The 26190-nt window shown below is 67.5% G+C and carries 23 protein-coding genes; 5 read left to right on the forward strand and 18 right to left on the reverse strand.

The features are described from left to right. Positions 1 to 12: 12 nt before the first annotated feature. The 6 genes from BJL86_RS13205 to hemL all read right to left on the reverse strand — a co-directional run bounded on the left by BJL86_RS13205 (position 13) and on the right by hemL (position 6883). Positions 13 to 900 carry a cytochrome c biogenesis CcdA family protein gene (locus tag BJL86_RS13205; RefSeq protein WP_082908368.1) on the reverse strand — a complete coding sequence of 296 codons (888 nt, stop codon included), beginning with the start codon at positions 898 to 900 and terminating at the stop codon, positions 13 to 15. Continuing rightward, complete coding sequence (locus BJL86_RS13210; RefSeq protein WP_231887131.1) at positions 901 to 1554, reverse strand: TlpA family protein disulfide reductase; 654 nt, start codon at positions 1552 to 1554, stop codon at positions 901 to 903. Positions 1555 to 1812: 258 nt separating this feature from the next. Next, complete coding sequence (locus BJL86_RS13215) at positions 1813 to 2712, reverse strand: nucleotidyl transferase AbiEii/AbiGii toxin family protein (RefSeq protein ID WP_075845016.1); 900 nt, start codon at positions 2710 to 2712, stop codon at positions 1813 to 1815. Between the two features lie 40 nt (positions 2713 to 2752). Then, on the reverse strand, positions 2753 to 3856 hold the full coding sequence (locus BJL86_RS17200) for a type IV toxin-antitoxin system AbiEi family antitoxin domain-containing protein (protein WP_197487530.1): 1104 nt from the start codon (positions 3854 to 3856) through the stop codon (positions 2753 to 2755). 898 nt (positions 3857 to 4754) lie between these two features. Then, positions 4755 to 5492, reverse strand: coding sequence for a histidine phosphatase family protein (locus tag BJL86_RS13225; protein WP_083657646.1), 738 nt, complete (start codon positions 5490 to 5492; stop codon positions 4755 to 4757). Positions 5493 to 5539: 47 nt separating this feature from the next. Continuing rightward, positions 5540 to 6883 carry a glutamate-1-semialdehyde 2,1-aminomutase gene (gene hemL, locus BJL86_RS13230; protein ID WP_075845018.1) on the reverse strand — a complete coding sequence of 448 codons (1344 nt, stop codon included), beginning with the start codon at positions 6881 to 6883 and terminating at the stop codon, positions 5540 to 5542. 589 nt (positions 6884 to 7472) lie between these two features. On the opposite strand from hemL, the gene BJL86_RS13235 reads away from it, so the two are divergent. Genes BJL86_RS13235 through BJL86_RS13245 form a run of 3 tightly spaced genes read left to right on the forward strand, consistent with a single transcriptional unit; the run spans position 7473 to position 10755 of the window. Beyond that, complete coding sequence (locus tag BJL86_RS13235; RefSeq protein WP_067478236.1) at positions 7473 to 8621, forward strand: acyl-CoA dehydrogenase family protein; 1149 nt, start codon at positions 7473 to 7475, stop codon at positions 8619 to 8621. A gap of 5 nt (positions 8622 to 8626) precedes the next feature. Beyond that, on the forward strand, positions 8627 to 9823 hold the full coding sequence (locus tag BJL86_RS13240) for an aminotransferase class I/II-fold pyridoxal phosphate-dependent enzyme (protein WP_067478239.1): 1197 nt from the start codon (positions 8627 to 8629) through the stop codon (positions 9821 to 9823). Beyond that, positions 9820 to 10755: an NAD-dependent epimerase/dehydratase family protein gene (locus BJL86_RS13245; protein WP_067478242.1), complete on the forward strand. Its 936-nt coding sequence runs from the start codon at positions 9820 to 9822 to the stop codon at positions 10753 to 10755. The genes BJL86_RS13240 and BJL86_RS13245 overlap by 4 nt, the downstream gene beginning before the upstream one ends. A 48-nt stretch (positions 10756 to 10803) precedes the next feature. Here BJL86_RS13245 and BJL86_RS13250 read toward each other — a convergent pair whose 3' ends face one another. From BJL86_RS13250 to BJL86_RS13290, 10 genes are all read right to left on the reverse strand, one after another. Further along, positions 10804 to 11550, reverse strand: coding sequence for a lytic transglycosylase domain-containing protein (locus BJL86_RS13250; RefSeq protein ID WP_067478245.1), 747 nt, complete (start codon positions 11548 to 11550; stop codon positions 10804 to 10806). Positions 11551 to 11651: 101 nt separating this feature from the next. Further along, positions 11652 to 11858: a hypothetical protein gene (locus tag BJL86_RS17205; RefSeq protein ID WP_156896129.1), complete on the reverse strand. Its 207-nt coding sequence runs from the start codon at positions 11856 to 11858 to the stop codon at positions 11652 to 11654. A 278-nt stretch (positions 11859 to 12136) separates the two neighbouring features. Next, on the reverse strand, positions 12137 to 14113 hold the full coding sequence (locus tag BJL86_RS13255; RefSeq protein WP_075845178.1) for an alpha/beta fold hydrolase: 1977 nt from the start codon (positions 14111 to 14113) through the stop codon (positions 12137 to 12139). Between the two features lie 274 nt (positions 14114 to 14387). Next, positions 14388 to 14726, reverse strand: coding sequence for a hypothetical protein (locus tag BJL86_RS13260; protein WP_156515462.1), 339 nt, complete (start codon positions 14724 to 14726; stop codon positions 14388 to 14390). Then, a complete protein-coding gene (locus BJL86_RS13265) occupies positions 14719 to 15318 on the reverse strand; it encodes a hypothetical protein (RefSeq protein ID WP_197487662.1) in 600 nt (199 codons plus the stop codon). The genes BJL86_RS13260 and BJL86_RS13265 overlap by 8 nt, the downstream gene beginning before the upstream one ends. Further along, positions 15302 to 16273 (reverse strand): hypothetical protein, encoded by a 972-nt coding sequence (locus BJL86_RS13270; protein ID WP_075845020.1) that lies wholly within the window; start codon positions 16271 to 16273, stop codon positions 15302 to 15304. The genes BJL86_RS13265 and BJL86_RS13270 overlap by 17 nt, the downstream gene beginning before the upstream one ends. A gap of 41 nt (positions 16274 to 16314) precedes the next feature. Next, a complete protein-coding gene (gene hemB / locus BJL86_RS13275; RefSeq protein WP_067477855.1) occupies positions 16315 to 17358 on the reverse strand; it encodes a porphobilinogen synthase in 1044 nt (347 codons plus the stop codon). A gap of 293 nt (positions 17359 to 17651) precedes the next feature. After that, a complete protein-coding gene (locus BJL86_RS13280; protein ID WP_067477858.1) occupies positions 17652 to 19298 on the reverse strand; it encodes a bifunctional uroporphyrinogen-III C-methyltransferase/uroporphyrinogen-III synthase in 1647 nt (548 codons plus the stop codon). 107 nt (positions 19299 to 19405) lie between these two features. Further along, complete coding sequence (gene hemC / locus BJL86_RS13285) at positions 19406 to 20482, reverse strand: hydroxymethylbilane synthase (RefSeq protein ID WP_075845021.1); 1077 nt, start codon at positions 20480 to 20482, stop codon at positions 19406 to 19408. Further along, the gene (locus BJL86_RS13290; protein WP_082908659.1) at positions 20475 to 21827 is read right to left on the reverse strand and encodes a glutamyl-tRNA reductase; all 1353 of its coding nucleotides are present in this window, start codon (positions 21825 to 21827) and stop codon (positions 20475 to 20477) included. Before BJL86_RS13290 ends, hemC begins: the two co-directional genes overlap by 8 nt. A 570-nt stretch (positions 21828 to 22397) precedes the next feature. Between BJL86_RS13290 and BJL86_RS13295 the strand changes: the two genes are divergently transcribed. Next, positions 22398 to 22844: a hypothetical protein gene (locus BJL86_RS13295; RefSeq protein WP_067476961.1), complete on the forward strand. Its 447-nt coding sequence runs from the start codon at positions 22398 to 22400 to the stop codon at positions 22842 to 22844. Between the two features lie 153 nt (positions 22845 to 22997). On the opposite strand, the gene BJL86_RS13300 is transcribed toward BJL86_RS13295, so the two are convergent. Both BJL86_RS13300 and BJL86_RS13305 read right to left on the reverse strand, forming a co-directional pair. Continuing rightward, positions 22998 to 23489 carry a hypothetical protein gene (locus tag BJL86_RS13300; RefSeq protein WP_067476964.1) on the reverse strand — a complete coding sequence of 164 codons (492 nt, stop codon included), beginning with the start codon at positions 23487 to 23489 and terminating at the stop codon, positions 22998 to 23000. A gap of 61 nt (positions 23490 to 23550) precedes the next feature. Continuing rightward, on the reverse strand, positions 23551 to 24519 hold the full coding sequence (locus BJL86_RS13305; RefSeq protein WP_067476966.1) for an NAD(P)H-dependent flavin oxidoreductase: 969 nt from the start codon (positions 24517 to 24519) through the stop codon (positions 23551 to 23553). 126 nt (positions 24520 to 24645) lie between these two features. Here BJL86_RS13305 and BJL86_RS13310 point away from each other — a divergent pair, with 126 nt between their 5' ends. Next, entirely contained in the window at positions 24646 to 26187 is a 1542-nt protein-coding gene (locus BJL86_RS13310) for an AMP-binding protein (RefSeq protein ID WP_082908660.1), read from the forward strand. The last annotated feature ends 3 nt before the right edge of the window (positions 26188 to 26190 follow it).

Raw genomic sequence — 26190 nt, forward strand, 5'->3', positions numbered from 1 at the left:
CCTGGGCGATCTCTAGATGGGGAGCGTCGTGTCCGAGATGGCGAAGTCGCGCAGCCACGCGACGAACTCCATCCACAGGCCGGTGGCGAGGAGCGCGCCCACGATGATGAGCATGACCCCGCCGATTACCTGAATCGTACGACTGTGGCGCTGGGCCCACCGCGTTGCACCCGCCGCCCACGTCGAACCGAACGCGAGAAGGACGAACGGTAGGCCGAGGCCGAGGCAGTAGACGACGATCATCGACACCCCGCGGACGGCGTCCGCGCCGGTGCCCGCGCTGAGGGCGAGCGCCGCGGCGAGCGTCGGGCCGAGGCACGGGGTCCAGCCGAGCGCGAACACGCCGCCGAGCAGCGGGGCGCCGAGCCAGGTGGAGACGGCCTTTGGCTGCATGCGGGTGTCTTTTTGGAGCGCGGGGACGAGGCCGATGAACACCAGGCCCATGAGAATGGTGATGACGCCGCCGACGCGCTGGAGTAGCTCCTGCTGTGGGGCGAGGTACTGGATGGCGCCGAGGACGACCGCGCTGAGCAGGACGAAGACGACGGTGAAGCCGGCGACGAAGAGCAGGGCGGCTCCGGTGACGCGCCAGCGCAGGGACTTCGTTTCGGTGGCCGTTGCAGTGGCTTGCTGGGTGTCCGTTTCCGTGACGGTTGCGGAGGTGGCGGCGCCGGCGGGGGCCTTCTCGGGCGCGCCGATGGACGTGAGGTAGGCGAGGTAGCCAGGGACGAGCGGCACCACGCACGGCGAGGCGAAGGAGATGAGCCCCGCGAGCAGCGCCGCACCGATCGCGAGGAGCAGCGGGCCCGAGGCGACCGCGTTCTGGAACGACTCCCCCACCGAAGCGAGAACCACCGTGTTAGCGGCGGCCGCAGTGTCGGCCGCCTCCGCGCCCATCATCTACGCCGCCTGCTCCCCTGCCGGCTCCGCGAGAAGCTCGTCGATGACCGGCTGCAGCTGCACATCGCTGACCTCCGCGAGGTACACCGCCGCGACCTTGTGGTCCTTATCGAGGATGATCGTCGACGGGACGACCGAGGTGGGGAAACCGTGCAGCGCGGCGACCGCGGCCTGCGAGGGATCCCAGATCGACGGATAGGTGACGCCGTTGTCTTTGATGAAGTCCTGCGGCTTCTGGATGTTCGGGTCGCGCAGATTGATGCCGAGGACGCTGAAGCCCTTGTCCTCGTTCTCCTCCTGCAGGCGCTGCAGATCGTCGACCTCGCTGCGGCACGGCGCGCACCACTGGCCCCAGAGGTTGATGAGCACGACCTCGCCGTCGAAGTCATCGAGACCGATCTGGGTGGATTTATCCATGACGTCGGGCCCGCTGAGTTCGGCCAGGGGTTTGCGCTCTCCGACGTCATAGGAGATTTCGGTCTGTCCGCCCGGGGAGACGAAATCGAAGGTCTCGCCGGAGGACACGGCATCGCCGCGGCCCGTGGAGCACCCGGCGGCAAGGACGGTGACCGCTGCGAGCGCTGCGACCGCGCTGCGGGCCACCTTCGCGGTGCGCGCGCGGAGGGCTTGGTGGGGCTTGCTTGGCCACGGCACGACGGGTCTAACGCTCCTGTCTTCGGCGGGGCCTGGGCGCCGCCGGCTTGCTGAAGACGATCGCGTTCCAGCGTAGTGGGATCGGGGTGCCGGGCGGTAACCGGCGAGGGGGTGGGGTGGGAGGGGTCTTGAGGGGTTGGACAAGGTCGATTTTATTTCGCTCTGGGCAACTGTGACCGAAAGTACTTCTTGAGTCGCTGCCCCGGCGTGGACTTTGTCGGGACACGGCTATCGGATTTTCCATTCCGCGGGGCACGATTAGTAGTGCTTCCATCGTCGTTCCTTCGGATCCCAGGTTCCCACGCGCCTCGTGGTATCCAGAACTTCGTTCACGCAATCCCCTACCCAGCTGAGTGCAGCTTCAAGGTTTCGCAATTCGACTGGATAGTCCGCAAATTCTGCGGACTGTTTGCCGAACTCGTTTTCCCAAAGTCCGCCGGGGCTCACCATCGCAGTCGGCCGATCGATTCGCCGCCGCCGACACTCGGAATGAATTGCAGCGTCCAGCAGACTTGCATCTAGCGCTTCGTATCTCACGATTCTGGCGAGATCTGCCAAATCGTGAAACCGCGTTGAAACTGAAGCATTCGGGCCGTGAAATTCGTACATTGCGCAGATTTTGTCGGCGGCCTGTCCCTCAATCGCAACGACGGGGACGAATGTCGTCTCCACTTCGCGCCCTTCATGAGCGAAGGGGCCGAGGGGTTTGACCTCTACGCTCTTGCGCGGCTCTTGAGATTGCCGCTGCAGGGTAACATCGACGGAGAAGTTGTTGAAGATAGTCGCGCCAATGTAGCTCCGAATCGAGACTTTCACTTTCTCGCCCCAGTAGCCGGCAGGATCAGCTTCAGATTGATTCCTTGCTCCACGAATCTCAAAGCGCAGAGGATCGGTGACTCGGTGCTGACTTGCGCGTCGTTTCAAATCATCGACCAGTTCGCTCGGTGATGCCCACTGACGCGCTCGAGCCATGTCTATGTCTTCGGTAAACCGGCCTCCACCGGTCCGTAGCACGAGGGAGGTTGACCCCTTGAGGATCCACTCACCAGCGCCGTCCCGAAATATCACCAATAGAAACTCATTGAATGCGAGCCGGGATCTGGCGATTTGAGGGCCAACACCATTTTCCATGGCATAGGTCTTAATCTCGAGGTTCACTTGCAATCGCCGATCTCGTTCCGACCGAGAGTCCCCGCCCTTACTCACTGTGGCGCCTCAGCTCGTCTTCGTTCTCGACGGCGCGATCGGTGCCGTCGTTGGCAGTCGCTGAGTCGCCATCTTGCGGGATCACAGGCGACGAGATCTGTCTAGTGGTTGCCTCCATCGACTTCGCAATGGCCAGGTTTGTCGAGTTGGATTCCCAAACTTTTCCCAGGGCCTCCGACAGACCTTTCGGCAACACTGGGGGTGTAGCGACGCCAGCTGGGATAGTTAATCCGGCGGACGCAACTTGCAATGCATCTCGGACGAGCTTCTGCTGGTGCCTAGTCGTGTTCTCGAGCGCCGATTGCACAGAGAGTTGAGGCGTTCGGCCCGCCAATTGTGCATCGAGGATCTTTTGGACCTGCAGCTGCACAGTTGGGGCTATTGCTGCCGAAATCTGCTTGCTCAACTGTTCACGGGCTGAAGGAGATAGCCGTGCGAGCTGTTCGGCCTGGTCATGAACTTCACCAGCATGAGCTCGACAGGCCTCAAGCATGGCCCCGCCCGAACTAAATTCGTAACGCTCTGCCCATCGGTCAAGAACTCGCACGACATCGGTGACTCGTATTTCGGGCCGAGACAGGGCATCAGAGACAACGTCAGCGAGATAGCCGAACTCGATGCGGGAGCGAGCAAGGTCCGACACGGTGCGCGTAATCGAGGTGACCAACATACCCTCCACGATCGCCGTGTCGTCATCTCCGAACGCTCCGCGACGGATTTGGATGTCGTCCTGCGTGCTCTGCTTTCGATAATTCGTTGTGAACTCGTGGCGATTCGGAATCATCACCCCGAGGCCATGCACATTTGCAGCCGAAGTGTGCGAGATGACGATCTTTTGATCATCGAAGAGGCGTTCTTCTGCGAATCGCGTCGGATCAAGATGTAACCAGGCGGCCCGAACCTCTAGCAAGGCTGATGGCTCCGCAGACGGGAGCGCGTATACGCCACGCCGGACTCGCGCGATGACGGCTGCGCCCTCCAAACGCTTAAGTTGGACCCGTTCAACACCTTCTCGTTGGGCCTGCGTTGTAGTAATCAGTCCTCTCTGACCAACAGCGGCGGACTCAAGGCGTCCAAGAATCGTTGCGGATTTCATCATTCACCTCCACTAATACTGGTTACGTTACACTTCATTGTTACTTAACCGGTAGTTCGTTAATTGCGTGCGCAACTTATTCAGTACTTTTCACTTCAGCTGTTTTCGCGCTACTTGTTGACCCCGCGGCCCTTCAATGTCGCTGTCTTGGGCACGCGCGGAGTAAAGGGAATACCTTCATTACCTGGTAGATCCGCAGATACGGGCGGCTTGCTGCTGACGACCTTGCGCGGCATACAGACACGAAGACGAAGAACCGGGCCAATTCCGACGAGAATGAGCCGACGTACAGGACGTGCCTGGTCATTGATCCCTGCGGAAGCGGCGCGGGGGCGCGTGGCCGAGCAAGGACCTCGGCACACGTCTTGGACTTGCTCTGTCCTCGACAACCTCGGCCGAATGGGCGTCCCGAGAGCCAAATCCAATGAGTTCTTCGTCGGCATATACGGACAGTCCCACTTTTGATGAACAATCGCGCCGACCTATCCCCCAGGTAGTAGAAGCTCAATTGATTGAGGTATTGCGACCTAACCAGCGTTCGTCAAAAGACTTGTGGGCTTCTAGTGAGTCACGATCAGGATTCGTACGAGGAAAACAGGAGCGACGATGGATACAATCCAAGGCATGTCAAGGACGAGGGCGATAGTTCAGGGAGCAGGTCGAATCAATCTCTCCGGCGGGGGCCGTCTGGCCAAGGCGACCGAGCTTGCTCACGAGAGGAACCGCACTCGGATGGCCCGGTCCTTGTCCCGAATCGGGAACTCTATCTCGACGGCGGCCAAGGCGAACTCTTCGCGCGAGAATAGTTAGTCGAAGACGAATTCCGGGGGTCAAATTCCACCATCGGAGTTGATTGAGAAATACGATCAGCTTGCGCTTGGCGGCTTTTCGCCGCGCGCTACGCCCCGGTCTGGGAGGGATCCGAGGCGCCTGCGGGCTCACTGTAGACGATCTCGCGGAGCGTCGTGCCCTCGAAGACGAGCGAGGTGACCGAGGCGAGCGAGCACTGGCGCGAGCGCGGGTCGTGCCACAGGCGGCGGCCCTCGAGGAAGCGTCGCGTGGTGTACACCGGCAGCTGGTGGCTGACGAGCACTGCCTCGTGCCCGCGCGCGCCATCGAGCGCGGTGTATACGGCGCCGACCATGCGGTGCGCGATGGCGAGGTACGGCTCGCCCCAGCTCGGCTTGAACGGGTTGACCAGCGACTTCCACCGCTTCGGATCGGCCAGCGCTCCCCCGCGGCCTGCGACGACCGAGCCCTCGAACGAGTTGGCGGCCTCGATGATTTCTTCGTTGATGGAAATCGGCAGTCCGAGCGTCTCGGAAAGCGGAGTCGCCGTCTCGATCGCCCGCTGCAGCGGGGACGCGGTCACGGTCTTGATGTCGTGGCCATGTCCGAGCGTGCGGCCGATGGTCTCGGCCTGGCTCTGGCCGAGCTCCGACAAGCGGAAGCCGGGCAGTCGCCCGTAGAGCACGCCGTCGGGGTTGTGCACCTCCCCGTGCCGGCACAGGTGCACGATGGTCTGGCGCTCCTCGGCGGGCCCGTTGTTCGCGGCCGGGTCGAGCGCCGGCGGCGCCTCGGCGGGCTCGGGGTGGGCGCCGCGCACGGCGCGGGAGAGTCCGGAGATCTGAGACATCGAGGGTCCTTTGCGGTTAATCCGGCAGGCGGTCAGTTCGGCGTGGGTCAGTTCGGCGTGGCCGCGGCGGCGGCCTTCGCGGCCGGCACGAGCGCGTCGGCGATCTTCTGGAAATCGTCGTCCGTGAGCGCGGTGGACACGAACCACGTCTCGAACGCGCTCGGCGGCGCGAACACGCCGCCCGCGAGGAGCGCATGGAAGAACGGGGCGAAGCGGAAGGACTCGGCCGCCTTCGCCTCGTCGAAATTGGTCACCGGGTTATCGGTGAAGAAGGGCGAGAGCATCGTGCCCGCCCGCTGGATGCGGTGCGCGACGCCCTCGCGGGTGAGCGCATCGGAGATGAGCCGCTCGAGCCGATCGGCGTTCGACTGCAGCTGCGTGTACGCGCCCGTATCCGCGAGCTGCAGGCTCTTGAGCCCGGCCGCGACGGCCACGGGATTCCCGGACAGCGTGCCCGCCTGGTACACCGGCCCGGCGGGCGCGAGTTTCGCCATGATGTCGCTGCGCCCGCCGAACGCTGCCGCAGGCAGGCCGCCGGACATGACCTTCCCGAAGGTGGCGAGGTCCGGCGTCACACCTTCGATCCCCCACCAGCCGGCGCGGGAGGCGCGAAAGCCGGTCATGACCTCGTCGTGGATGAGCAACGCGCCGTGCCCGGCGGTGAGCTCGCGCAGCGCCTGGTTGAAGCCGGGCAGCGGCGGTACCGTGCCCATGTTGCCGGCGGCGGCCTCGAGAATCACGCACGCGATCTCGCCGCCGGACTCCGCGAACGCGCCGCGCACGGCCTCGATGTCGTTATAGGGCACGACGATCGTGTCGTGCGCGCTCGCTCCGGTCACCCCGGGCGAGCCGGGCAGACCGAACGTCGCGACTCCCGAGCCCGCCTCGGCGAGCAGCGCGTCGACGTGGCCGTGGTAGTTTCCGGCGAACTTGACGACCTTCGTGCGCCCGGTGAACCCGCGCGCGAGCCGCACCGCCGACATCGTCGCCTCGGTGCCCGAATTGACCAGCCGCACCTGCTCGACCGGCGCGCGCGCCACGATCTCCTGCGCAAGCTCGACCTCGCCGGCGGTGGGCGTGCCGAAGCTGAGCCCCTTCGCCGCGGCCTGCTGCACCGCGTCGACGATCTCCGGGTGCGCGTGCCCGTGGATCATCGGCCCCCAGCTCGAGACGAGGTCGACGTACGTATTGCCGTCGACGTCGGTGAGCTGCGAGCCGGCCGCCTCGCCAACGAACCGCGGCGTTCCCCCCACCGAGGCGAACGCGCGCACCGGCGAGTTCACCCCACCGGGGATGACGTCGGACGCCGCCTTGAACCAGGCGGCCGATTTCTCCGTGGGCTGCGGCGGGTTTTCGGCGGAAGCGGGCTGTGCATCTTGTGGCGTACTCACGGCTTCCAGTGTCCCAGAAACCTCGGCGCGTGCCAGGCGCGGCCTGTGCCATTCAGTCGGATTCGATCGACCAGCACAGCCTGAAATGCACAAAAGCGGGCCCGACCTTTCGGACCCGCTTCGAACGTGCGCCGCTCGTATCCCTGGGAAAGCCCCCTCGCGTTCGCTCTCCCAGCACTCGACAACACCTGCACGCCAAGCGTTGCGCCTACGTGGCGACCGGACTCGAACGGCGCGCGCCGGGACGGGGTGCAGCCTCTTATGGCTGCGCGATCCCGTGAGGGTTTCGGCGGCGCCTGGCGTCCAGAGCAGATCGTGTTTGTCGGCGGCTAACACTGTATTGCCGGCGCCTGCGAAAACGTCACACCTTGCCCGAACAAATATTTAGCGAAACTTTTTCGCGCCGCGACCCATCCCCCTCCCGCGGCGCTCCGAACCACGCACCGGCGGGCATCCCGTTGCTCCGTGCAAATATCGCGCGGCCCGATCGGCCGCGGCGGTAACCGCGCACGTCGCGGCGACCGCTCGCCGCCAACTGGATATCCCCGCCGGACATGTTCCGGAACACCGACGGTGCAGAAAGGTTGCCATGGATCAATCACGCGCACATCGAATAATTTCCGACTACAGCCAGCCTCTCGCGGATTTTCTCCGCGATACCGAGCGCGCAGAGCTCGAACGCGCCGGATCAGAAGCCATCGACCGGTGGAAGGATTCCGCGCTCCCCGGAGCGGTGGCGCCGACCGAGTTCGGCGGCGAGGGGGCAAGCCTCGACGACATGATCACGCTGCAAAGCGCCCTGGGATATTTCTCCCCGTCCCTCGCCGCAGCTACGACGATGCACCACCTGTCGATGCTCTCGCTCGTCGACTTCGGCCAATCCACGACCGATGAGGACGACCGGGAGACGGTCATCGCGCTCATTTCCAGCCACGCGGTGCTCGCCTCCGCGTTCTCCGAATCGATTCCCGGCGGATCGGTGTTCGCCCCGAGCATGACCGGACGACCGGGCGACGACGACGGGGACGGCGCCGAGGCCACGGTCGTGCTCGACGGACGTAAGGCTCCGTGCAGCCTGAGCCACTCGATGGATTTCCTCATGGCGAGCTACCTCGACTCCCACGAGCGCCGGGCCGTGGCGCTCGTCCCCGCGGACACCGAAGGGGTGTCGGTCACCGATATCTGGAACGCGCCCGTGCTCAAGGGCTCCCAGTCGGAGATGGTCGTGTTCGACCACGCGCAGGTCCCCGCGAGCCTCACGTTCCAGAACGACGATTTCGACCCCGACGGCTCGCTGGAGAAGGCCGCCTACCAGGTCTTCGGTCTCCTCATCAGCGCCGCATACCTCGGCGCAGCCCAGCGCGCCATCAACGAGCTCGACGACGGAGGACCCCTCGACGAGCACCTGCTCGTCGAGGCGCAGGCGCGAATCGCCGCGCACACTGGTGCGCTGCGCTATGCGGCGCTGCGCCAGCCGGGCGCCCGCGTCGGCGACGCGGACATCGCCGACCTTCTGCTCACGAGAACCTCGCTCAAGTCGGCGCTCGCCGACGTTGTCGCGTTGCTCTCGCGGCTACGCGGCGGGCGCCGCTATTCCTCCAACGCGGACCTCAACTACTTCATCGAGGTGCTCCACGCCTACGAGTACCACCCGCCGTCCAGGGTCGAGACGGTCAGCGCGGTCCGCACGCAGGAGTCGACCGGCCAGTTCTCCTATACCGACACGCAGCAGAGGTGAACCCCATGCATCCCATCATCGCCAGCACCCAGCAACACCCCGTCTACCAGCTCAAACAACAGCTCGCCGAGACAGACCTGTCGTCGATGTACCACCGCGTGTTCTCCCGCGACGAGATCCGCGGCAGCGATCGCCTGTCGATGTTCGGCTCGAACAATTACCTCGGACTCGCCCACCACCCCGACGTCATCGCCGCATCGCGCGCCGCCACCGAGGCGCTCGGCAGCGCGACGACCGGCAGCCGCCTCCTCAACGGCACCTACGACCTCCACGCCGACCTCGACACCGCGATCGCGGGCCTCGTCGGCGCCGAATCGGCGCTCAGCTTCCCCAGCGGATACCAGGCGAACGTCGGCACGATCGCCGCGCTGTTGCGGCGCGGCAACACCGCCGTCGTCGACGAGTACGTCCACGCGTCCGTGCTCGACGGAGTCAAGATGTCCGGGGCGCAGCTGAAGAAATTCCGGCACAACGACGTCGACGACCTGCGCGAGACACTACGAACCACAGATGACGGCGCAGGCACGTTGATCATCGTGGACAGCGTCTACTCGATGGAGGGTTCGCTGGCGCCGCTCGCCGACATCTGCCAGACCGCGCGGGATTTCGGCGCCGCAGTGATGGTCGACGAGGCCCACGGTATCGGCGTCTTCGGCCCCGGGGGTTCGGGCTGGGTCGCCGAATGCGGGGTGGCCGACGAGGTCGACGTGCTCATGGGCTCGCTGTCCAAGGCCGTCGCCTCGACCGGCGGTTTCATCGCCGGCTCCGAAGAGCTCATCGACGTCCTGCGCTACACCGCCCGCGCGCTGATGTTCTCGACCTCCTCCACACCCGCGACAGCCGCCGCGGCGCGCGCGTCGATCGGGGTCATCGGCTCGGCCGAGGGCGAGGACCTGCGCGCCGATGTGCTTCACCAATCCACCTACCTGCGCACGTCGCTGTCGAAGGCGTTCGGCACCGAGCACGCCGATTACTCCGGGCGCGAGGTCACCCCGATCACGCCGTTCAAGATCGGCGACTCGTTGCGCGCGGCGTCGATCTCCCGTTCCCTCATCGGCTCGGGCACCTATGTCGGCGCCGCGCTCTATCCGGCGGTCCCCGAGGACGGCGCGATCCTGCGGCTGTGCGTCACCGCCGGCACCACGTCCGACGAGATCGACAAGCTCGTCGACGACCTCGGCGAATTGGTGGGCGCGTCGTGATCGTCGCGCTCACCGGCGCCACCGGGGCCGTCGGCTCCGCCCTGCTGCAGCACCTCGGCGGGCAGGACTGGGTCGAGGGGCTCGTGGTGCTCGGCAGGTGCCGGCCGGACCGGCTCCCGGGCCGCGCCCATTTCGTGCCGTGGGAGCTCGGTGACCTGTGGCCCGGCGAGGCCGTCGCGGCCGCCGTGGGCCGCGGGGTCGATGCGCTCGTGCACGCCGCGTTCATCATCGAGGACACCCCGCGCCAGGCCGAGGCGTTCGCCGCCAACGTCGAGGGTTCGCTGCGCCTGCTCTCCACGGCCTCCGGCGCGGGCGTTCGCCACATCACGTTCGTGTCCAGCGCCAACGCCTACGGCCTGCGTTCGGGGCCCGTTCCCCTGGCCGAGTCCGATCCCATCTCCGACGCGCCGCACCACTTCTACCTGCACCACAAATTCCTGTGCGAGATCGCGATCCGATCCTTCGCGCAGCTCGGGGGCGACGCAACCTTCGCCATCGCGCGCCCCTGCATGGTGGTCGGGCCCGGCGTGGCCAATTCGGCCCTGTCAACCATGACGTCGGACCCGCTTTTCTACCCGGCGCCGGAACATTCGAGTTACCAGTTCATCGGCGTCGACGACGTCGCCGATGCCCTGGCCCGCATCGTGGGTTCAATGGCCGGCGGCACCTTCAACCTCGCCCCGGACGATTCGCTGACGGTCCGCGACATCGCCCGCGCTCAGGGCCACCGGGCGATCGGGGTCCCGCTGTGGCTTGCGCGGAAGGCCAGCGATCTCGGGTTCGCCACCGGGCTCACGACGTTCTCCTCGCGCTGGGTCACCTACGGCGATCCCGTGATGCGGCCGTCCCGTTCCCGCGAGGTGCTCGGCTGGCAGGCATCCCGCTCGAGCCGGGAGGCACTTCGCTTGATCTCGGATACCGCTCAGGGCTGAGCGGGTGGGCGGCAGTGTTCACGTCGCGCCGCCGGCGGCGCGCGGCAGCTACGCGGAGGTCCCCGCCGCGTACGCCGCCGCCGCGTCGCGCACGTCGGCCACGTACTCCTGCGAGGCGTTGTAGGCGAGCACCGCCCGCTGCCAGTTCTGGGCCTGGCTCAGGTCTCCCCCGGCCTCGCAGAGAAGCCGCGCGGTGGCGACGGCGGCATCGTCGATCTGATGGGGATCGGCGTGCCCGTTGCCATCGGCGTCGCGGCCGTACTTGTTCCACGATTCGGGGATGAACTGCATCGGCCCGACCGCGCGGTCGTGTTCGGGATCCCCGTCCAAGGCGCCGCCATCGGTGTCGGGGATATCGGCGAAGCCGGGCGAACCATCGAGTTTGACGCCGATGATCGGCGGGTTCACGACGCCGTCGTCACCGATCGACGCGCCCTGGTGTCTGCCGTGCCGCGTTTCGACGTGGCCGATCCCGGCGAGCGTCGTCCACCCGAGGTTGCACTCGGGCAGCGTCTGCCGCATGGTCTCGGCCGCGTTGGCGTAGGCGGCCAGTGCGGCCTGCGGGATGTCCATCTGCTCGTTGATGCCCTGCGCCCACGGGCGCAGCTGGTCGGACGTTCGGCCGGGCGCACCGATATCGATTTCGGGCACAGGCTCTCCGGCGTCAGGCGGAATCCCGGGCAGTACCGGCGCGGACGGTTCGCCGGAGGGGCCGAAGGAGCAGGAGGCCGCGGCCATGGCGACGGCGGCGAGAGGCGCCCCGAGCGCCGCGTGGCGCATGGAAAAGGATGTCATCGCTTCCCATCCTTCCCGGGCGCGACCGTGTCGACATCGGGGACCTCCCGGATTTCGCCCCTTATCGTCTGGGCGACGCCGCCTTCGAAAGTGGCTCTCAATCAGACGCGTCGATTCGCGCTTGCCGTTCTGTTCTTTCGATACCTCAATACCGCTACTACCAAGATCACAACGACGGCCAGGGCGATAAAGAACACCCAGTCGCTGAAGACTCCCTGGAGCACGTACAGCGCGAGAACAATTACCGCTGCGGCCACAAGAACCCACATCGACATTCCGCCTGTCAGGGCGCGAAATTTGTGGTTCACCTTTCGCTCACTCCTTTCCGTTACACACAGTAGGTTCTCCGCGAAGACGCCGCTGTAATATGAGAATGCTGCGGGAGGCCCTGGCGCGGGCGGGATGTCCTGCAGGGCGGGTGGGCGAATACGACACGTTCGGCCGGAAACACTGCGGCCAGCGTGTGTGTTTCCAGCCACGCGCGGTGTTTTGGCTCCTGCGGGAGTCGGCGAACGAAAGCGGCCTGCGGTGGGATTTCTCCCGCCGCAGGCCGCTGGTCGTCTATAGCCGGGAAGGCTACCGAAGGCTACTGGCCGTAGTACTGATCCACCGTGTACTGCGCACCATTCTGCTGCGTACCCGTGAGCGCGCCGACCGCCTGGTCGATGCCCGCCGCTGCGTCGCGAGCAGCCTTCTCCGCGGGATCTTCCGCAGCTCCGCCGTCATTGGCGGTGGTGTTCTGAGCCTGCTGGCCGGTGGCCGCTGGGTCCTGCTCGGTGCCGGACTGCTCGGCGCCGGCCTGCTGCTCGGTGGGCTGAGCCTGCTGCTCGGTGGGCTGAGCCTGCTGGCCCGCCGGCTCGACAGCATCCTGCGCCGCCTGGGCGCCCGCATCCACGGCCTGAGAGATGCCGCGCTGCGCCTGGGCGAACGGGTTCTCGCCCTCGCCGTAGCCGACGGTGTTGCTCGGGTACTCGCCCTCAAGGGTGGTCGGCAGCGGCTTCGGGGTCGGGCGTCCCGGGAGAGTGTCCGGCGGGACGGTGCCGTTGGTGAAGAAGTCCGCGACCGCATCGTCGATGAACTTGTTGCCCGTGCGGAACGCGCCGTGGCCGCCGTTGTCGACCGTGACGAGCTTGCCGCCCATGCGCTCGAGCATGTTCTCGGCGCCGCCCATCGGCGTGACCGCGTCGTGCACGTTCTGCAGGATGATCGGCTTCTGCTCGAGGCCCTCACCCGAGACCTTGATCGGCTCGGTGACCGGCTGGTAGCCGAAGCAGTCCGAGCCGGCGCGCTGCCCGGCGGCCTGGGCGAGCAGGCGGTCGCCGCCCGTCTTCGCGTCGAGCTCCGCCGAACCGATCGCCAGCGGGTTCTGGACCGTCTGGTCTTCGTTGCAGGTGACGATGCGGAACATGTCGTGCTGCGTGTTGAACTGCGTGTTGTCCGAGGCCTTCGCGTTGCGGATGCGCTGCGCCGCGACCGGGCTGACGCGCGGGATCTCGCCCTGGTTCTTGTCGTAGTACGACAGGATGTTCGCGACCATCGGCCACGAGGTCTCATTGAACGAGGCGCCGACGGCCGTGTCGTACATGCCCGAGGCCGCGTTGTTGGTGAGCTCGCGCAGCGTGACGGCGTTCCACAGGCCCTCGAGGCGCGCGCGCCCCGGGGCGGTGGTGTTGATGACGTCGAGCGCCGGCTGCTGCACGGGCGTGCCGCGCAGCTCGTTCGGCAGATCGCCTTCCTGGGCGGCCGGCGGAATCATGTTCGACGGGCCGCCGACCTCCTGGTCGGAGATCGCCTTCCAGCGGTTGAACACCTTGAGCGGGGTATCGCCGAGGCCGTAGGTCTCGTCGTTGGACGCGATCCACTCGAACATGTCGTACATTCGGGCGTGCTGCGCCTCGGTGGTCTGCGCGGACTGCTCCGACCACGCCCAGTCCGGGCCGACGTTGGAGTCGAGCATCATCTTGCCCGTGTGCTCCGGGTACAGGGTCGCGTAATCGGCGCCGAGCTTGGTGCCGTAGGAGACGCCGTAGTAGTCGATGGTCTCCAGGCCCATGGACTGGCGGACAAAATCCATATCGCGGGCGGCGTTCTCCGTCGTCATCGACTCGATGTAGGCGCCATTGGTGCCGTAGCACGCATCGTGCAGCGGGTTGAGCGCGAACGGCGAGGCCAGCGACGGGTCGCACTGAATGGGGTTCGAGCCCCACAGGCCGCGCGGCTGCACGGCGATGAGGTCGTGGTCGTTGTACAGGTCCGTCGGGGCGATGCCTGTGTCGCGGTTCGCCCAGAACATGAGCGCATCGTCGCCGGGGCCGCCGGGGTTGCCGAAGATCGCGGACTTCGACTGGCCGGACTTCGGCGAGACCTTCGACACGGCGATCGGCGTGGTCGGGCCGTCCGGGTTGTCGTAATCGAGCGGGGCGTCGACGATCGCGCACTCGAGGCGCTGCTCCTCGGGGACCGAGCCGGGCTCGAGATTGAACAGCGTCTCACAGGATTGCCACTGGATCGGCTGCACCGCCGTGGCCGTTCCCGCCGAGATTACCGCGGTGGCCCCCGCCATTGCCGCCACACTTACGATCTTGCCTTTGACCTGCACTATTCCCCGATCCACAATGCGCCGGGCCTCCCCGCTTCGTCGCGAGCGGGGCACCGACGGTTAGTCGTGCTATTCATCTCACACGGTTGTAATTCCCGCGTTCGATCCGCCATCACATTAGTCGGTCCAAACAGGCGGTGAAAGGTACATAAGCAACGATCTGGAAACGAAATTCAACTGTTACCTGTGTTAAGTAAGGGGATGCTGAAAGTCGCTGCACATTGCTGGGTCGAATCGCTCAGTTTTCGTCTCGCGCTTCCTGAACGGGGGCATCCTCGGGCGCGCCGGCGGTCTCCTCTGGCGCGTCCTGAGGCGCGCCGGTCTCGCCACTGGGCGGAACGAGCGCCGCGAACAGCGCGACGAGCGCAACGTTGAACAGCACCACCGCCGCCCCGAGCAGCCGCGTGTCCCACGACCGGTCGAGCACCTGCCCTTCCGCGTCCACCGGGGAGCCCGCAAGCGCCATCTCCGACGCCGAGTACCACAGCACAACGGCCAACAATCCGGCCATGACGGCGGAGGCGAGCAGAATCGCCCGGGTCCTCGCTCGCGGCGCGAGGCGGCGGGGGCTAGTCATGCGTGCCTCCGCCGTCATCCAGCGATGTTCCGTCCGTGCCCCCGGCGGGCGTATCGCTCGGCGGCTCGGCGGTTCCGACCTGCGAGATGAGGGCGGCTTCGAGGGCCTCGGGGTCGCGCGCGAAGGCGCGGACGAGGGAGCCGTCGACGAGTTTGATCCCGACCTCGCCGCGCTTGCGGGGGACGGTGCGCAGCTCGCCGAGCAGGCGGGTGCCGTCGACGGGTTCGGGCAGCACACCGTCGACCTCGGTGTACGGGAGTTCCTCGGTGCCCTGCCACAGCGATTCGTCGGTGACGCGCAGGCGGCCGTGGACGCGGGTCGCGGCGATCATGATCCCGTGGGTGAGCATCGTGCCCAGCGCGCAGACGGCCAGCATGAGCCAATGCACCGGCGCGCCCGTGGCGATCTCGAACAGGCCGGCGGCGGCGCAGAAGATCGGCGCGGCGAGGATCCACGCCCACGACCAGCCGTCCTCGGCGTAGAGGACGGTCTGGTCGCGCAGGCGCGGGTCCGGATCGCGCGGCATCCGGGCTTCTGCGCCGGCGCCGGGGTCGGCGGCCGGGTCGTCGGGGAACTCAGGGCTTGCCGACACCGGAATGCTCCTGGAAAAACGTGGTCGCATCCTTGGTGTACAGCTGCCACAGCGCCGTACCCGCGAACAGCCCGGCGCACACCGAGGCGGCGAGCTCGATGAAGTTCGGGATCGGGTCGGCCTCGGCGGGCGCGCCCTGCGGCGAACCGCCCGCGAACAGCACGAGCAGCGCCGCGAGCCCCTGCGCAATGAGCACTATCGACCCGACCGTGAGCAGCGCCCGCGCCCACTGCTTGCCCTTCAACAGCTGGCGCGCCGCGAGCAGGAACAGCGCGGATAAGACAACTACGAGTATGACGCCGATGATGCCCGACAGCGTGGCGGCCGCCTGCAGCTGCTCGTCGGAGTACTCGCTCATGCCGCCGGGCACGGCATCGCGGACCTGCTCTACCGACACCGAGCGGCCGCCTGGCAGCAGCGCGGTCGCCGACGCGAGGGTCGCCGCGAGCGCGGCCATGATGTACAGGATCCACGCGGTCCGCACCTGTTCGGGCGCGTCGGAGTTCTTGCGGCTGACGTCGCCGGAATCGCCTGGGTCGCCGGGGTAGTTGCCGCCTTGGTTATCCGGGCGCTGCGGCTCGCGCGGCTGCGGCGGCCACTGGCCTCCCCCGCCTCCGCCGTAGCCGGCGTCGCCGCCGCGGCGGTCGCCCTCGGGCGGGACCTCGCCCTCGCGGGGAAGCTCGCCGGAGCGCTCGCCCTCGGGAAAGCCGCCGCCGTAGCCGCCGGGCGCGGCACCTCCGCCGCCGGGAATCCCCGGCTCCCCCGCGCCGCCGGGCTGCCGGCCCGGCGTGTGCGGTTCCGGATCCCCGCCCGGCCGGCCATCGCCGGGCACCGGCGAACCCCAGTCGGGCTCCGGCAGGCGCGGCTCACCACCGGGCTGCGGCAGCCCGGGACCTTCCGGACGCCCCGGAAAGTTCGGTTCCGGCTGCGGCTGCGGGAACGGCGGCTGCGCCACAGGAGACCCCTTTCTTCGCCCCGGCCGGGCGGAATGGACGATTACGTGCGATTCTGCCAGCCGACCGGCGCGCCGTGGGCTCCGCCGTCATTAATAAGCCGTGCCGCCTCCAGCGCGAAGTACGTGAGGATCATGTCTGCGCCGGCGCGGCGAAGGCTGTACAGCGACTCCACGATTGCCGGTTCGCGGTCGAGCCAACCGCGCTCGAACGCGGCGACGAGCATCGCGTATTCGCCGGAGACCTGGTACGTCGCGACTGGCACGTCGACGCTCGCGGCGGTCTGCGCGATGATGTCAGAAAACGACATCGCCGGCTTGACCATGACGATGTCCGCGCCCTCGTCGATGTCGAGCTCAACCTCGCGCAACGACTCGCGCGCATTGCCCGGATCCTGCTGGTAGGTGCGCCGATCTCCCTTGAGCGACGACCCGACCGCCTCCCGGAACGGCCCGTAGAACGCGCTCGCATACTTGGCGGCGTAGGCCAGCACGACGGTTTCCTCGAACCCGGCCGCATCGAGGGCCTCGCGAATGACGGCGACCTGTCCGTCCATCATGCCGCTGGGGGCCACGATGTGCGCCCCGGCCTTCGCCTGGGCGACCGCCATTTTGGCGTACTGCTCGAGCGTGGCGTCGTTCTCGACGACCTGGGCGCCGCGCGCGTCGGTGCCGAGCACCCCGCAGTGGCCGTGGTCGGTGAACTCGTCGAGGCACAGGTCGCTCATGACGAGCGTGTCGTCGCCGACATCTTCGCGGATCGCGGCGAGTGCGCGGTTGAGGATGCCGTCGGGGCTGACGCCCGCCTCTCCGGTCGCGTCCTTGTCTTCGTCTTTGGGGACGCCGAAGACCATGATCCCGCCGAGGCCTGTGGCGGCGACGTCATGGGCGACCTGCTTTATCGACTCGATGGTGTGCTGGTAGACGCCGGGGAGGGAGGAGATTTCCTTTGGTTCGGTGAGGCCGTCCGCGACGAACACGGGGAGAATGAGGTGGCGCGGCTCGAGGGAGGTTTCCGACACGAGCCGGCGCATGGCCGGGGACTGCCGCAGGCGGCGGGGGCGGTGGAACGGCTGCTGAATACCCATGGGGCCGAGTTTACTTGCGAGGGCGTTGGGTCCTCCGGCGGTTCCTGACTTGCCGGCCGGCTATGCCGGTGACATAGTTCGCCGGGCTTCTCTCGGGCCTGCGCGCTTCGATTACGACTGGACGCCAGTTTGTATCGATAGACACCGATTTTCCGCGTCCCTGAGAGCGTTCATCGGCACAAAGTGGCGTCCAGACGGGAGCGCCGGCGGGAGCGGAGCCCCGCCGAAGGCACGAAAAAGCCGGCGCGCACCGAAGCGGGCGCCGGCTTTTCGAACCTAGCGAGAGATCGCGCCTATCCGCGGCGGCGGGACTTCTTGCGCGGCGGCGGAAGCTCGCCGGCCTCGCGCAGCACCTGCGCGTGCTCGGCGAGGGCCTCGACCAGCTCGACCGCATTCGCGTTCGTCGGCTGCACGTCCACGCGCAGCCCGAACTCCGCGGCGGTCTCGGCAGTCCGCGGCCCGATGCACGCAATCAACGTGCGCGCATGCGGCTTGCCGGCGATGCCGACGAGGTTCCGGACGGTGGACGACGAGGTGAAGCACACCGCGTCGAACCCGCCGGACTTGATCATGTCGCGGATCTCCGCAGCAGGCGGCGCCGCGCGGACGGTACGGTACGCCGTCACATCCTCGGTCTCCCAACCGAGCTCGGCGAGGCCCGCGGCCAACGTCTCGGTCGCGATGTCCGCGCGCGGCAGAAGCACGCGCGAGGCCGGGTCGACGTCCGGCTCGTACGCCGGGAACACCTCGAGCAGGCCCTGCGAGGACTGCTCGCCGCGCGGCAGCAGCTCGGGCGTGATCCCCAGTTCGCGAACGCGCTCGGCGGTCTTCTCGCCCACCGCTGCGACGCGGACACCGGAGAACGCGCGCGAGTCCAGGCCGAACTCGCAGAACTTCTCCCACACGGCCTTCACGGCGTTCGCGGAGGTGAACACGACCCACTCGTAGCGGCCGTCGACCAGGCCCTTGACGGCGCGCTCCATCTGCGCCGGCGAGCGCGGCGGCTCGACCGAGATGGTCGGCACCTCGATCGGCACGGCGCCGAAGTCGCGGATCCGGGCGCTCATGTCGCCGGACTGCTCCTTCGTGCGCGGCACGAGCACGTTCCAGCCGAACAGCGCGCGTGACTCCCACCACTGCTGCTTGTGCCTGGCCGCGGCCTGCTTGCCCAAGGTCACCACCAACTCGCCGTCGAAGGTCTTCCCCAAGCTTGCCAGCTCCGACAGCGCTCCGTCCGCGGACTTCTGCGAGACCATCGAACCGGCGGCGGTCACGGTCACGGCCGTCGACGGGGCGAGCCCCTGCTCGCACAGCGCCTTCTGCGTCTCGGCGAGATGCGAGGCCGAGGTCGTGATGACGATCGGCAGCGGCCCCTGCGCGACCACGGACCAGTCGACGTCGCGGCGCGCGTCGACGGCAACGTGGCCCGAGCCGAGCACGATGCCGGCGAACGCGGGCACGGACGTCGCCGGGGCCAGTCCCGGAATCACCTCGAACGGGACGACCGTGCGGCCCACGGCAGTGATCTCCGCCGAAGCGATGTCGCAGGTCATGGGGTCACCGGAAACGAGTCGTACGACGTCATGACCCTTTTTTGCCTCCGCGACCAGCGTCTTCGCGATCGACTTGGGCTCGCCGATCGCGGTGCGCACATCGGCGGCGGTCGGCGCGGGCGCGTTCTTCAGGCGCTTGATCTCGGCCTTGTCCTCCGAGGCCACAGCCTCGTCCATCGCGGCCTGGCGCTCGTCGAGCAGCTCCTGCGGAACCAGCACGTCCCCGGCGACGAGGCGGAGCACGTCCTCGGGCACATCGGCGTCGACGTACACGACCGCCGTGCCGGCGAGCACGTCGCGCGCGCGACAGGTGAGCATGCCGGCGTTGCCCGGCCCCCCGCCGACGAATCGAACGGTGCCGGGGCGGGTGGTGCTGCTTCGAGTCATGGTTTTCTTTCTCTCCAACGCTTCTTTGTTCGCCACTGGATGTGGCGCAAGTTGCATGTCAAACGTGTGCGGCGGCTGCCCGGGTCTGTGGCAGGGCTGTTTCTCGCCTAGCCCGGTTTCTCGCCGCCGGGCTCCGCGCCTGGCTGCCCGCCTTGCTCGGGCGGTATCTCCGGCGCGAGCGGCACGCGCTCGTCGGCCGTGCCGTTCGCGACCGCGACGACCTCCGCCGCCCCGCCCGCGAGCAGCGCGTTCGCGACCGTCTCGCCTAGTTCCCTGGCGGCGCCGAGCGCCCCATCCGCCGCTGCGTCGTCACCTATGACGGCGGAGGCGCTCTCCCGCAAGACCTTCGTGCCCGCGACGGACGCGACCACGGCCTCGAGGTGGAGCTCGCCTCCATCGAGCTGCGCGATCGCGCCGACCGGCGCCGTGCAGCCCGCCTCGAGAACCGCGAGCACCCGGCGTTCCGCGGTGACCGCGAGGGTCGACTCCGCATGGTCAAGCGCCGCGACGGCGGCCGCGGCGTACGCATCGTCCGCGCGCGCCTCGACGGCCAGCGCGCCCTGCGCGGGCGCCGGCAGCATCTGCTCGGCCGTGAACTTCTGCGATGCCTTGGCCAGGCGGCCCGTCCGCGCGAGGCCAGCGCCGGCGAGGACGACCGCGTCGAGCTCGCCGCTGGTCACGAAGCCCATGCGTGTCTCGATGTTCCCGCGCAGCGGGACGAGGTCGATGTCGGGGCGCAGGGCCGCGAGCTGCGCCCGGCGGCGCGGGGCCGAGGTGCCGACGCGGGCGCCCGCGCCGAGCTCGGCGAACGGGGTGTCCCCGGAGGAGACGAGCACGTCGAACGGGTACTCGCGCTCCGGGGTCGCGATCGGCGCGAAACGCTCGTCCTGCGCCGTCGGCAAGTCCTTGTAGGAGTGCACGGCGACGTCGCAGCGGTCGTTCGCGAGCGCATCGCGCAGGGCGTGGGTGAACACGCCGACGCCGATCCGCTCGACCGGCGCCATGTTCACGTCGCCCTCGGTGCGGATGATGGTGAGTTCGGCCGGGTACCCGGCGGCGATGAGCGCGTCGCGCACGTGGCCCGCCTGAGTCGTCGCGAGCTCGCTGCCGCGGGTTCCGATGCGCAGCACTCGATCGGCGGTGGCGCCGTTCTGGGGCGCGCCACCGTTGGGGGCATCACTCATGGACGCTGCCTTTCTTGACCTCGTTACCGAGGTCGAACAGTTCGCGCATGATGTCCGCGTAGGTATCGCCGCCCGGCTGCGCGGCCAGTTCCTTGAACTTGACCGTCGGCGGGTGCAGCAACTTATCGACCACGCGGCGCACGGTGCGCTCAACCTCGTCGCGCGTCGCGGCGTCGAGATCGGCGTTGCGCGAATCGAACCGGCGCAGCTCGGCGGTGACCACCTGGGCCCCGCGGCCGCGCAGCTGGGAGATCAACGGACCGACCTCGGCCACGCGCTCCCCGGAGACGTAGTCCGCGAGCTCCGTCGCGACGATCTCCCGCGCAATCGCCTTGTCGCGGGTCGCCGCGCGGGCGCCCGGGTCCTCGGCGAGCTGCGAGATATCGACGATCGCGACGTCGGGAAGACCGGCGACGGCCGGGTCGACATCGCGCGGAAGGCCGAGGTCGCAGAGCACCAGCGGACGCGGATCCTCGCCGCGCGCCTCGCGCTTCGCCAGGCCCGAATGCACATCGGCGAGGGTGACGACGGTGTTCGCCGCACCCGTGCACACGAACACGACATCGGCGGCCGCAATCGCCTCGTCCAGCTGCTCCATGGGAAGCGCGGTCGCCTCGGTGCCGGAATCCCGCGCGATCTCGGCCAGCCGCGCCGCGCGCTCGGAGGTCCTGTTCAGTACGTGGATATGGGACACCCCGCCGCGCCCCAGGTGGGCCACGGCGAGCCCGCCCATCGCGCCGGCACCGATGACGGCGGCGTTCAGGCCCTCGAGCGGGCGGTGATCTCCGCCGTCATCCACCGAACCGACCTGGCCGACGATGTCGGCAGCCTTCCCGAGAGCAACGGTGACCATCGACGCGCCCGCGGAGTCGATGTTGGTCTCGGTGTGCACGCGCTTGCCGACGTGCAGCGCGCGCTGGGCGAGGCGGTGCAGCGTCGTTCCCGCGGCGCCCGAGGCGGCCGCGTCGTGGTAGGCGCTGCGGATCTGGCCGATGATCTGCTGCTCGCCGACGACGAGCGAATCGAGGCCCGAGGAGACGCTGAAGATGTGCTCGGCGGCGGCCTGCGAGTAGCGGACGTAGACCGACTCCGCGATCTCCTCGACCGTGAGCTCGGCGTTCGCCGCGAGGGTCGCGGTGATGAGTTCGAGGGCCGGGTGGAAGGCGTCGACCTCGGCATAAACCTCGACGCGGTTGCACGTGGAAACGAGCATCGCCTCGCGGATGGCCGACGACTCGAGGAGCCGCGCGGTGAAGGCATCGCGCTCGGACTCGACAACCGCGACGCGCTCGAGCAGCGACACCGAGGCGGAGCTGTACGACATGCCTACGACGAGCACGCTCACGCTGCCACCCCCCTGGACGCGGGGCGGGAAATGAGGCATGCGACACTAGAAATGTCCGCGCGGGAGGTAACGGATTTCGCACCGAACGCGGTATTGAGGGCGGCGGAGGGGACGCGCCTCGTGGCGGGACCCCGTAGGTTGCCGCCGGGCGAGTGCTGCCTGGGCTTCACGTGCGACCGTCTCCTTTATTCGGTGCAAACGATTTTGGAGTGCGCCCAGTAGGTCGCGCCGGACGCGCCAAAACAAAGGCATAAATACTTCGCTGTGCACGCCTGGTCATCTCGCGATTTCCGGGCGGGGGCGAAGCGTGCCCTTATCGTCTTGCTCGCCGTCCACGTTAACCCCCGCAGCACCCCGAAACAAAACTCACGAAGCGCGCTTGCTATACGTGCCAGATTCTGCTGCACATTTTGCAGCCCCGTACCTACTCGCGAGTTAGGTTTACCTCAAAAATGCGCGCCAACTGGTTTGATGCGTGTGATTTCGGCGGTGGCGCCCGGGGGTAGGCCTCGCCCGGTCGTGCTGAGATAAATGTAAGTTAGGCGCCCGATCGCCTTAGGATTCGAAGCCATGAGCCTCCTCCAAGACGTCCTGCTGTTCTTCCACCTCATTTTTCTCGCCGCGCTTCTCGGCGGCTACTTCGTGTCGCTTACCGCCAAGGGCCTGTCGAACCCGGTGATGCTGTGGGGCGGGCGGCTGCAGCTGCTCGTGGGAGTCGCGTTGTACGGCGTTTTGATCGCGCGGTCGGCGGATCTCGGGTTCGAGGTGAACCACATGATCTATGGGATGAAGATCGTGATCGCCTTGGTGCTCGTCGCGCTTATCGAGGTGGCGAGCGCCGGGCAGCGGCGCGCGGGACAGCTGGTTTCGGCCGGATCGGCGAGCGCGGTTGCGGCCGGTTCGGCTTCCGCCGGCGCCGGTGCCGAAGCGACCAGCGCGACTCCCGTGCGCGCTCCCCTGATCTACGTTGCGGGCGTGCTGGCCATTATCAACGTGATCCTTGGTATGACGGCGTAGCTGCGCAATTTCAGAGCCTTTTCGGCGACTCCGATCGAACCGCTTTGAAACAGCTCGAAAGGGCCTCCCTTCGATTGGTTTCGGCAGTCTAGATCTGTTTCGTCGTTCGTGCGAGCGCTTAGCGGTACGGCCGCCTCCTTCGCCGGCCCCGCGCTACCTCCGGCGGTAGACGCGCGCGAAGCGCACGCCGAGCCAGACGAGGAACGCGGCGAGGCCGACGCCGCAGACCAGCCAAACCCAGGTGCCAAGTGGCCCATCGAGCAGAGTGGCCACAACGGGGAACACCGCGGCGAGCGCGGCGGCGCCGAGAGAAGGACGCCACGCGCTTCGGCCGCCGGTGTGGCTGGGCGACTTCGACGTCATACGGTAAACCAATACGCCCACGAAGAGCGCGAGGACCAGGGCAAAGACGAGGGCGAGCAGCGAGTCGAGGCCGGTGCGCTCGCCGAACGCGTTGCGCCCGAACAGCACGAGCACGACGACCGCGAGGAACAAGAGGTACCAGACCGGCACCGGCGGCTTGCCGGTCTCGCGCCCGGAGGCCGCGGCCTCATCGGCGGCGGCCTCTTTCGCGATGAGGGCCTCGCGCGCTTCGCGGGCGCGTCGTGCTTCCTCGGACTGCGGCACGCGTGGTTCGTCGCTCATCTTGTCGACGGTACGCGACCGGGATTTCCAGCTAGGCGAAAGCCCGCGAGACCGGCCGACGTTAGAGCGCGGCCAGCCGCTCGCGCGCCTCGACGTACTCGCCCTCGAGGCGATCGACGAGCTCCGAGGCCGGTCCGACGGCCTTCACCGAGCTGATCCCCTGGCCCGAGCCCCACACGTCCTTCCACGCCTTGGCGCCGCCGACAGAGTCGCCTCCGCCGCCGAAGTTCATTGCAGAGGGGTCGGAGGAATCGAGGTTGTCGGGGTCGAGGCCGGAGCTCTCGATCGATCCGCGCAGGTAGTTGCCGTGCACGCCGGTGAACAGGTCGGAGTAGACGATGTCCGCGGCGGCGGAGTCGACAATCATGTTCTTGTACTCGTCGACCGCGTTGGCCTCGTTCGTGGCGATGAACGCCGAGCCGATGTAGCCGAGGTCCGCGCCGGAGGCGACCGCGGCGAGCAGCGAGGAGCCGTGCGCGATCGCGCCCGAGAGCACCAGCGGACCGTCGAACCACTCGCGGATCTCACGCACGAGAGCGAACGGCGACTGCGTGCCCGCGTGGCCGCCGGCACCGGCCGCCACGGCGATGAGCCCGTCCGCACCCTTCTCGATGGCCTTGCGCGCGAAGCGGTTGTTGATCACGTCGTGCAACACGATGCCGCCGTAGGCGTGGATCGCCTCGTTGACGTCCTCGCGGGCACCGAGCGAGGTAATGACGATCGGCACCTCGTGCGCGACGACGTCGGCGAGGTCCTCTTCGAGGCGTTCGTTGGACTTGTGCACGATGAGGTTCACCGCGAACGGCGCGGACGGGCGATCGGGATGTGCGGCGTCATACTTTTGTAGAGCCTCTTTGATCCCGTCGAGCCACTGCCCCAATTGCTCCTGCGGCCGAGCGTTGAGCGAGGGGAACGAGCCGACGATTCCGGACGTGCACTGTGCGATGACCAGCTCCGGATTCGACACGATGAACATCGGCGATGCCACCGCCGGGATGCGGAGTTTCTGGAGTGCTGTGGGGAGTGCCATAGGTTGACCCTAGCCTGACTTCTGCATGCGGAGCGAGCTTCCACCGGAAACCATTGACTGTGATTCGTATCACATATATTGTTTGGGGCACCAGCGCTCGACCGCCGAACAGGATCGGAGTTCCCCATGGAAGACATGTTCCCCGATGTCATCGCCGCCTCCGATCCGGACCGTCCCGCGTACATCATGGCAGCTAGCGGGCTTGCGGTCAGCTACGCTGAGCTCACGCGCGACTCGAAGGCGATCTCGCGGCTGCTGTGGTCGCGCGGCCTTCGCCACGGCGACACGATCGCCATCTTTATGGAGAACCACCCGGCACTGCTCAAGGTCGCGTGGGCCGCGCAGCGCACCGGCCTGCGCTACGTCGCGCTGTCCTCGCGCCTCACCGCGCCCGAGGTCGCCTACATCCTCGGCGATTCCGATACCCGCGCGCTGTTCACCACCGACGCGCTCGCCGAGACGGCCACCGCCGCGCTCGAGCTCCCCGAGGCGCCCGCCCTTGACAACCGCTTTATCGCCAGCACCGCGGCCCACGGCTTCGCGGATATGACGGCGGAGGCCGAAGCTACCCCGATAGATGTAGAGCCCGACGAACGCGAGGGAATCGACTTCCTCTACTCCTCGGGGACCACCGGCAAACCCAAGGGTGTGATGACCCCGCTGCCGCTCAACGAGCTCGGCGTTCCGCCGGGGTTCTACGCGATCTTCTACGCGCTGTGGAACATCACGGCCGAGACCGTCTACCTCTCGCCGGCGCCGCTCTTCCATGCGGCCCCGCTGCGCATCAACATGGCCGTGCACCGCGTCGGCGGCACGTGCATCATCATGGAGAAATTCGAGCCGGAGGCCGCGCTCGAGCTTGTCCAGAAACACCGCGTCACGCACACGCAGATGGTGCCGGCAATGTTCGCGCGCATGCTCAAGCTGCCCGACGAGGTCCGCACGGCCTACGACGTCTCGTCGCTCACCTGCGTCATCCACGCCGCCGCGCCCTGCCCGGTGGAGATCAAGCGCGCGATGATCGACTGGCTCGGCCCCGTCATCTACGAGTACTACTCGGCCACCGAGGCCTACCTGTTCACCGCGCTCGATTCGAACGAGTGGCTCGCGCACCCCGGCTCGGTCGGCAAGCCGCTCATCGGCACGCCGCACATCCTCGACCCGCTCGGCGAGGAGCTCCCCGCGGGCGAGACCGGCCAGATCTGGTCCGAGAGCCCGGCGACATTCGAGTACCGAAACGCCCCCGAGAAGACAGCCGAGTCCCACAACGACTCCGGCTGGAGCACCGTCGGCGACATCGGCTACCTCGACGAAGACGGCTACCTCTACATCTCCGATCGCCGCGCCGACATGATCATCCGCGGCGGCGTCAACGTCTACCCGCGCGAGTCCGAGGACGCGCTCATCGAGCACCCGAAGGTCGCGGACGCGGCCGTGTTCGGCATCCCCGACGACGATCTGGGCGAGGCCGTCCACGCAGTCGTCGTCCCTGCCCACGGCCACGCCGCCGGCCCCGACCTCGCCGACGAGCTCCTCGCCTACCTCCACGAGCGCCTCGCCAAGTACAAGTGCCCTGCGGCCATCGAGTTCGCCACCGAGCTCCCCCGCCACGCCACCGGCAAGCTCTATAAGCGCCTGCTCAAGGACGCCTACCGCCAGGAAGCATGACGC

This window comes from Dietzia timorensis, assembly GCF_001659785.1.
GTDB classification, from domain to species: domain Bacteria; phylum Actinomycetota; class Actinomycetes; order Mycobacteriales; family Mycobacteriaceae; genus Dietzia; species Dietzia timorensis.